Annotated in this window: 8 protein-coding genes; all 8 read left to right on the top strand. The window is 34.7% G+C overall.

The features are described from left to right. The coding region (locus COU51_04475) for a hypothetical protein (protein ID PIR66341.1) at positions 1-717 on the top strand (717 nt) is incomplete at its 5' end. A gap of 253 nt (positions 718-970) precedes the next feature. Further along, the gene (locus COU51_04470) at positions 971-2404 is read left to right on the top strand and encodes a hypothetical protein (GenBank protein PIR66340.1); all 1434 of its coding nucleotides are present in this window, start codon (positions 971-973) and stop codon (positions 2402-2404) included. Beyond that, positions 2389-3090, top strand: a complete 702-nt coding sequence (locus COU51_04465) for a hypothetical protein (protein PIR66339.1) — start codon at positions 2389-2391, stop codon at positions 3088-3090. Before COU51_04470 ends, COU51_04465 begins: the two co-directional genes overlap by 16 nt. Then, positions 3077-4711: a hypothetical protein gene (locus COU51_04460; protein PIR66338.1), complete on the top strand. Its 1635-nt coding sequence runs from the start codon at positions 3077-3079 to the stop codon at positions 4709-4711. Before COU51_04465 ends, COU51_04460 begins: the two co-directional genes overlap by 14 nt. Continuing rightward, positions 4699-5325 (top strand): hypothetical protein, encoded by a 627-nt coding sequence (locus COU51_04455; protein ID PIR66337.1) that lies wholly within the window; start codon positions 4699-4701, stop codon positions 5323-5325. The genes COU51_04460 and COU51_04455 overlap by 13 nt, the downstream gene beginning before the upstream one ends. After that, positions 5309-6406, top strand: coding sequence for a hypothetical protein (locus COU51_04450; GenBank protein PIR66336.1), 1098 nt, complete (start codon positions 5309-5311; stop codon positions 6404-6406). The genes COU51_04455 and COU51_04450 overlap by 17 nt, the downstream gene beginning before the upstream one ends. Before the next feature lie 98 nt (positions 6407-6504). Next, a complete protein-coding gene (locus tag COU51_04445; protein PIR66335.1) occupies positions 6505-6912 on the top strand; it encodes a hypothetical protein in 408 nt (135 codons plus the stop codon). Positions 6913-6914: 2 nt separating this feature from the next. Further along, on the top strand, positions 6915-8069 hold the full coding sequence (locus COU51_04440; protein PIR66334.1) for a hypothetical protein: 1155 nt from the start codon (positions 6915-6917) through the stop codon (positions 8067-8069). The last annotated feature ends 263 nt before the right edge of the window (positions 8070-8332 follow it).

Genomic DNA, 8332 nt, shown 5'->3' with positions numbered 1-8332 from the left:
CAGGACTTCGCACATCTTGTTGAACAAATATCCGAAGGAATAAAAGAAGGTCGCTGGACAACAATACTTGGTGATGATGTTTCTGGACGATTACCTGCTCTTGTAATTGGTAAAATTATAGCACGTTATAACAGAGAGCATGGAATAAATCCTCCAAAGCGCATTTTCTTTGCTGGTGGTAGCATTAATTACGAAGATGTCCCCGATGAAGATTTGCCCTCGCCAGAAAAAAATGAACAAAATATACAAGAGCGACAACAAAAATTGGAAACATATATACAGGATCAATCAAAAAATTTAGGCGATCGGGTGTTAATTGTCACAGAGCATGTAGTTGGGGGTAGAACAGTTCGTCGGATTGGAAAAATTCTTAATAGAGAAGGTATTAATTTTGATGTCGCTTCTTTGTGGTCAACTAAACGGGCTTCAACTCTTAAAACAATACTTGAACATGAAGAACATAATATTTTTGACCAGACACAATTTTTTATCGGCCAAGAAAATGCTGGGGCATCTGATCCTTTTGGAAGCCATATTAGTGGATTTCTTTACGACTTAGGCGTTCCACTAAATGAAGCTACCGGGATAAAAAAGGATGGGACAGGGCCTGTTGCAAAATTAAACAAAGAAGCCGACAGAGATTTGGTTAAATTAGCCAGACAAAAAGTTAGAGAGATGGCCGATGAGATATATTTGAAAAGTTTTAATGAAAAGTAAATTTTTGTTACATCGCCTAACACTGGATATGCGGTTCCGCTTCGCTCCACCCATATTTGCCAGCGGTCGCCCTTCGGGCATATTATACCGCCGGCAAACATCGCATATTCTGGAACGTTATGTGAAATGCATGTTTTACTTTTGGGCTATCGCCCAGCTCTTAAAAAGAATCTGATTTTGTTTTTCTTTTTTATAAGGGGAAATATGGAGTTTTCTCCGCTACGCTATGAAAACGATTTATTTATAATAAAATATGACAAAAACAATTAAACATAAAAAAAGAGTAAGGGGGATAATTATACATGACGGCAAATTAATTTTGATTAAAAGAGTTAAGCTAGATGAAGTATATTATGTTATTCCAGGAGGAGGAGTAGAAATTGGAGAAAATAACTTACAAGCTTTAAAAAGAGAGTGTCGAGAAGAATTAGGAATAGATGTGGATATAAAAAGTTTAATATGTAAGAGAATATTTAAAGATCAAAAAGAGTTTTTTTATTTCTGCTTAATAAATAGTGGGAAGATAGGTACTGGCAATGGCCCAGAGTTTAATTGTAATGCAGAATATGAAGGTGAGCACATTATAGAATTGGTTGATTTTCCAAAATTAAATAATAAAAATTTAAAACCAAAAGAGATAAAGGATGAGTTAATTTCCTTGTGGAGCAGTTGCAAACAATTATCTAAATCAGAAAAATTTGGCAAAATTAAAACCAAAACAAAAGAGTATTTTTTTAAAGTTTTGAATCCCATTGAATCAAAAAGAGAATTAGTTGGTTATAAAAAAATCAAAGAATTTTACCCTGTTCCTCAGTTCTTATTTCAGCTTGCGCTTAAATGTAAAATCATACATATATATGAATACGAAAAATCAGTCGATCTGAAAGACGGTCTATTAGCTGATTATTTTGCAAATCATTCTGAATTGGATAAAAAGTATTTTATAATTTTAAAATTATATAAAAAAGTTTTTCTAAAAACCATTAAAAGAGATAAGGAGAATTGTGCTGATATATTTTTTGAGAACAGAATAAAAACTAGAATAAATAAATTTTATTCAAAGGAATTTATCAGTTCTTATCAGGGCAAAAAAATAATGATTAATGGCAATGAGATTCAATTAAATTTAACAAAAATATTTAAGGAATTAAAAAGCTTTTTTGGAAACCACAGGGTTACTTGGACGATTATATCTCAATGCGATCCAAACGATTTAAATATTGGAGTTAAGCCGTTGATTTTTGATTATCAGGCTGGCGGCAGGGTTCCTTTTATGGCGGAATTTGCCACATTCGTCTGGTATAACTTGGTTCAAGGGAATTATTTATCTTTAATTTATAATCGCCATTCATTTAAAGGACACGAAGATATTTTCAATAAGTTAGATAAAGTTTTTGTTCAAGGAAAATCTATAAATCATAGAATTTCACCAATACGTCAAGAGGCAATTTCAGCTTATATTCGTTATGTAGTCAGGCCGGTTATGAATAAAATTGGACCATATAATTTTTATTTAGAATTCAAAAATTACTTGGCTATGAAAATTATGGCTGTGTTTAATGTGAGAAAAATGTCTCATAAGGATCTGTTGCTTTGTTTAGCTTATCTTCAATATTTTTATGATCAAGAAATTAATAGCATAGATGAATTAATTAACATCTTGAATGAATTATGGCTAAAGAAATAGATAAATATATAAAAATAGAAAAAGATTTTTTCTCCAGCCTAAAAAATGAATTTGGCGCCAACCTTTTGCTATATTGCGTTATCGGAGGGCTAGGAAGAAAGGAGATAATAAGCGGTTGGAGCGATATAGATATTTTACTTGTTTTTAATTGCCAATTTAACGATGATTTCTATGTTAGATTCAAGAAAATAGCCCACAAAAAATACTCAATTAAAATTGGCTGTACTTTTTATACACTCGATGAGTTTAAAAATACATCATATAAGGATGCGAAGACACTTCACGCTATCTCTTTGATAAGAGACGGCGTGTATTCTCCAAGAGAGATCGATTCAAAAATCCAATTAACAAATATCGATATTTCACTTATTCCGAATTATGATTTAACTAATTTTGCAGACAGTCTCCATGAATTCAAAAGGGAGCTCATCTATTATCCCGATTTAAACGAAAAAAAGATAGTTAAGATACAATATAGAATGATGAAAATTATTCTTAGACGAACTGGATTTATGGCGTATGGTTATGAGGATACGTCAACTAATTTTGCTTATGCCTTTCCTAAATTCAAGAAAATTGTCACACCAGAAATGGTAATTGGCAATGCAATAACTTTAAAGCAAAGATATAATTTTTACCTTGCTTTTTTGAATTATATAAAGAAAACTAAATATGCTCGAATTTAAATTTAAATCCAATAAAACAATAGTAGGCTTTAATACCGGACATCATGGCGGTTGTTGTGTTATTAACAAAAATAAGATTATTGCCATAGCAGAAGAAAGACTAAATAGAAAAAAGTACTCTGAAGGATATTTATATAGTTTAATTTATTGCTTAAAGGAACTTAACATTTCTATTCATGATATAGATTTATTTGTCTCAAGTAGTTATCATAAAGAATTGCCAAAGAAGTTTCAGGGCGACTTGATTTCATTTGGATTAGATAAAAATAAATTCATAAGTGTTGACCATCATTTATCACATGCTTATTCAACTTACTTTTTATCTCCTTACAATAAGGCAATAATTATAATTATTGATGGCTTGGGAAATAATTTTGATACTGAAAGTTATTATTTAGCTAATGGTAATTCAATAAAAAAAATAGGTGGGAATGATTCAAATAGGTCTATATATAAAGGTATTGGAAGGACATATGAAACGTTTACTAATTTTTGCGGCTGGAGTGCGCAAGAGGCCGGAAAAACTATGGGATTGGCGAATTACGGGCAAGATAAATATCCTAATGTCCCACTTTACTCTATAAATGAAAAAGAACAGATAGAGAGCCTGGCTGAAGGAAAATATTTCCACGCGGCTTTGAATTTTGTAAAAGAGAGAAGACTTAATTTTGGAAAACCATTTTCCGGCTATCAAAATAAAGATGCTGCATTCTTTGTTCAAAACAGAACGGAGAAAATTATTATTGAGCTGATAAATAGGTTATACGAGAAATATAAAATTGAAAATTTATGTTTGGCGGGTGGGGTGTTTTTAAATAGCATTTTAAACGAAAAAATATTGAATCAAACCAAAATTAAAAATTTATTCGTGCCTCCTTGTTGTGATGATACGGGGCAAGCCCTTGGTAATGTATTATATGGATTTCATGAATATTATAAAAATAATAAAGTATTTACTTTGTCTAGTGCTTATCTCGGCAGAGAATATATGGAGAAAGAAATTTTAGATGTTCTAAATAAGGAACAAAAGATTTTTACTTTGCCGTATGAGGTAAAATCAAAAAACTTTAAATTTAAAAAATGCAAAGACATTTGTAAGGAAACGGCGGAGTTATTGGCCAAAGGAAAAATTATTGGCTGGTTTCAAGGAGGGAGCGAGGTCGGGCCGAGAGCATTAGGACATAGGAGCATCTTGTGCGCGCCGTTTCCATCCACAATGAAAAAAGTTTTAAACAAAAAAATAAAACACAGAGAGCCATTTCGGCCCTTTGCACCTTCAATATTAAAGGAATATGTAGGTGAATATTTTGAAACAAAAGATGATTCTCCGTTTATGTTGCGAGTAGTAAAGACAAGAAAGGTTATGTGGAATAAGGTGCCAGCAATAATGCATATTGATAAAACTGCTCGAGTTCAAACCATAACTTCTAAAGATAATGGCATATATTATGAATTAATAAAAAATTTTTATCGAATAACGGGTGTGCCGGTAATTCTTAATACATCTTTTAATGATTCCGGAGAACCCATTGTTGAAACTCCGAAAGATGCGATGGTGATGTTTTGCAAAACTCCAATGGATTATTTAATTATGGGAAATTACTTAATATGGAAAGAATAGTTTTTGATCTTATCGGCGTTTTAACAAAAGAAAGTTATTTTGCCACAAAGACATTGTATCCGCTGATCAAGGACAAGATATCTTATGATCAGTTTAAAAAAAGATATATACTGTATTGTGTTGGTCTTATCTCAAATAAGGAATTTTGGGAAGATGTCGTGGAAGAAGAAAAAATTGCAAAATTTGAGCATAAATTATTTAAAAATATAGTAAAATACGATAATACACTAATTTCTTTGATTAGAAAACTGGAGAAAGAAGGCGCGTATTTGTATTTGGCTTCAGAAATACCTCATAAATGGGGCGGTTTGATGCTTAAAATGCTTGGGATTGAATCGAGTTTCAAGAGAAAATTTTATAGCAGTAAAATACGACACACAAAACCGTTTTTAAAATTTTTTAAGGAAGTTTTCGAATCTAATGATTTAAAGGATAAAGATTTTTTCTATATTGATGATACGGAAGCGAATCTAAGGGTTATATCTAAATATAAATTTACGATAAAAACGATTTTATATTCACCTGAATCATCAAAAACGATAAGTGATAAACACATTTTGAAAGCAAAAAATGCCGGTGAGTTAAAACATATTTTGTATGAAAAAAATAGATAGCATTACAGTAAGGTTGCCATATATTACCCAGAAGATATTTATCGGCTGTGATATTTTTGATTTCGCTTTGCGGGAAATTATTGCTATGCGTTATGATAAACTGATTGTCGTGGTTGATTCCAATTTTTATAAATTAATAAAAAGCAATCTCGAGCGATGTTCCGAAAATAAAATTGCCGATATTATTGTTATTAGTCCAGTGAAAAAATATAAGGAGTTTAATGCATGCAGTGAAATTATCCAAAAAATGGTTCAAGCAAAAATGAATAGAAATTGCTGTTTAATAGCTATTGGAGGAGGCTATGTGGGTGATATTACCGGATTTGTCGCGACCAATTATATGAGAGGTATTGATTTTATCCAAATTCCTACTACAGTAATGAGTATGTCTGATGCCATTATTGGGAAAGTTGCCATTAATTTTGGCGGAATAAAAAATCTATTAGGATCATTTTACTCACCCAGATATACATTTTGCGATATAAATTTACTCCTAACATTAAACAAAAAAGAAATAATCTTTGGCTTAGTTGAAGTATGGAAACATACCTTGGTGGTTAATGATAATTCAATTGCTCGAAAAATTGCTGATTATCTCGATGGAAAATCTTACCCCGATATATTTTTTGATTTAACAAAATTTTCTTTAAAAACAAAAAAGAAAATAGTTGAGAATGATTTTAATGATAAAAATGGTATACACAAAGCTTTAAGTTTAGGCCATACTTACGCTAATTATTTAGAACAAAAATTTAATTTAAGACATGGTGAGGCCGTTTTTTATGGAATAATATTGGAAATTATTTTATCACTTCACTTTAACACAATTAATCAAGACAAATTTAATAGCATAAAACCACTTATCAAAAAATTTGAAGAAAATATCGGCATGCTACATAAGATTCAAACACTTATTAATATTGAAGAAATAATAAATAATCTTAAATTTGACAAAATTAACCAAGGAAATCATTTTACATTCGTCTTATTGACTAAAAATGGATTTTGCGTTAAAAGTAATGTTACGAGTGGTAATTTGAGAGAAGCTTTCATTGAATTTAGCAAGTTCAATATTTTATAGTAATAATCGTTTGTAAAATTATTGATAGAATAATTTTACAAACGATTATGGCTGTAAATAGCCATAAGTGTTCTTTAATATAAAAGGAGGAATGAGCAATGAAAATCAGGGTACGTGCGGTCATAGTTGTGAATGGTCTGATTTTGCTGATTCACCGGATCAAGGAAGGCCTTGAATATTGGGTTTTCCCCGGTGGTGGCGTTGAGGAGTCTGATCGGTCGCCAGAGCAGGCCCTTGAGCGGGAATGCTTGGAAGAGATCGGAGTTGTTGTCCGGGTGGACAACGTCTTCGCGGACGAAATAAAAGAAGACGTGGCGGAGCGGGAACTGTTTTACCGTTGCGAAATCTTGTCCGGAGAAGTTGGTACAGGCAAAGGTCCCGAATTCCAGCCCGGTAGCAATTACAAGGGTACTTACGATTTCCAGTGGATCCCTGTTGCTGAGCTGGGCAGGTATGATGCGAAACCCGAAACCATCAAGAACAAAGTTATTGAGGAGGTGACTTAAGCATGAAACCGTTATCTCTAAATGGGATGGACGGAGTAGGCAAAAGCCAACAAATCCGTTTACTGTCTCAGAGTGGTGAAGTGTTCCATATCACCAAGCCATTGATACAGTACAGCGAACGTTGGCCGAAGCTGAAAGGTCCCGACATGTCTCGTTGGTGGTTCGAGAAGGTGTCCGTAGAGGAATTGGCGGACATTATTATTGAATCGCTCAACGCAAGGAACAGGGATAAGGTGAGCGGCAAGATTCAGGTATTTGATCGAGGTTGGAGAATGTTTCAGGCAGTATGTGCTGCAACTTGGACAACCCGTGAAGGTATCTGTATCGAAGACGCCATCTTTCGAACCGACCAGTGTTTTCGAAAGGCACTGGACCACTACGCCGAAGAGTATGAAGTTCTGCTGGTGCCCGATGATGGCTACTTACGTTCAATAGACGGCTGCAGAAAGCTATTCCGATCAGAGGAAGGCCAGTACGAGGCTTACATGAACGAAAGATACGCTCTCTATCAGGCCAACTTGCGGCGTGCCGTAGGATTGTGTTTTGCTGAAGTGCCAGTACAGCGTATTCCGGTGACTTCGCCGATTATCGACATCCAGAATGCCTTGCGCAGTCAACTCAATCAGGCTTACGGGATCAAACTGGCCCCAATGGCGAGTAGCATATCGAGGGTCGTAGGTTTCGGAGGCTTGAGCGAGTGCGGGAAAAGCAGTTTTGCTGACCACTTGCGAAGGCGGGGCTTCTATCGGTTAAAGTTGCGATATTTCATTGAGATTGTCGAGGCTCGCGGTGAGGAGGCGACTCCAGAAATGGTTGCTTACGAACTGCTTCATTTCTGCCAAAGGCACTACTATGTCACCGAGTACACGGTTGAAAGTCTGCATGATCCATATATGCCTGCTTTTCTAAAGCTGCTATTGGGCAACAGGATGCAGGTTGTGTACTTGGATGCAGATGAAGAAACGCGAGTTAGCCGAGCGAAGACCGAGATGGGTGTCGAAGAGGAGAAGGCGAGGACTGAAGTGCAGGCGAAGGATCGGGTGAAACTCTCACGAGGTGCCTTGAAGGTCCGAGATATCGCTGATCTGGTCTTTGACAACTCGTCATGCTCTTTGGTTGAGAACCTTCAGAGGTTCGCTCAAAATGTTAACGCTTAAAAGCCCCGCGCGGAGGTTATTCCAATCCGCGCTTTTTTATTTATCTATACATGTTATAATAATAAGGAGTTTTGAATTTTGGGCATTCACCCCTAACACCTCTACCCAAAATTCAAAACAAAAAAACAAATTTTTGATTATTAGATAAAAAGCCCATCAAAATGAAATTGAATGAAAAATATTTTTTGAACTCGCTCTTTTCAGTCGCGCCCCGCTGCGCTCTCCTCCCTTCGGTCGTCGGGGCGTATAACACAGCGTATGCG

It is taken from the genome of Parcubacteria group bacterium CG10_big_fil_rev_8_21_14_0_10_36_14, from assembly GCA_002772895.1.
In the GTDB taxonomy this organism is placed as follows: domain Bacteria; phylum Patescibacteriota; class Patescibacteriia.
This window is presented reverse-complemented; position numbering and strand designations above follow the sequence as displayed.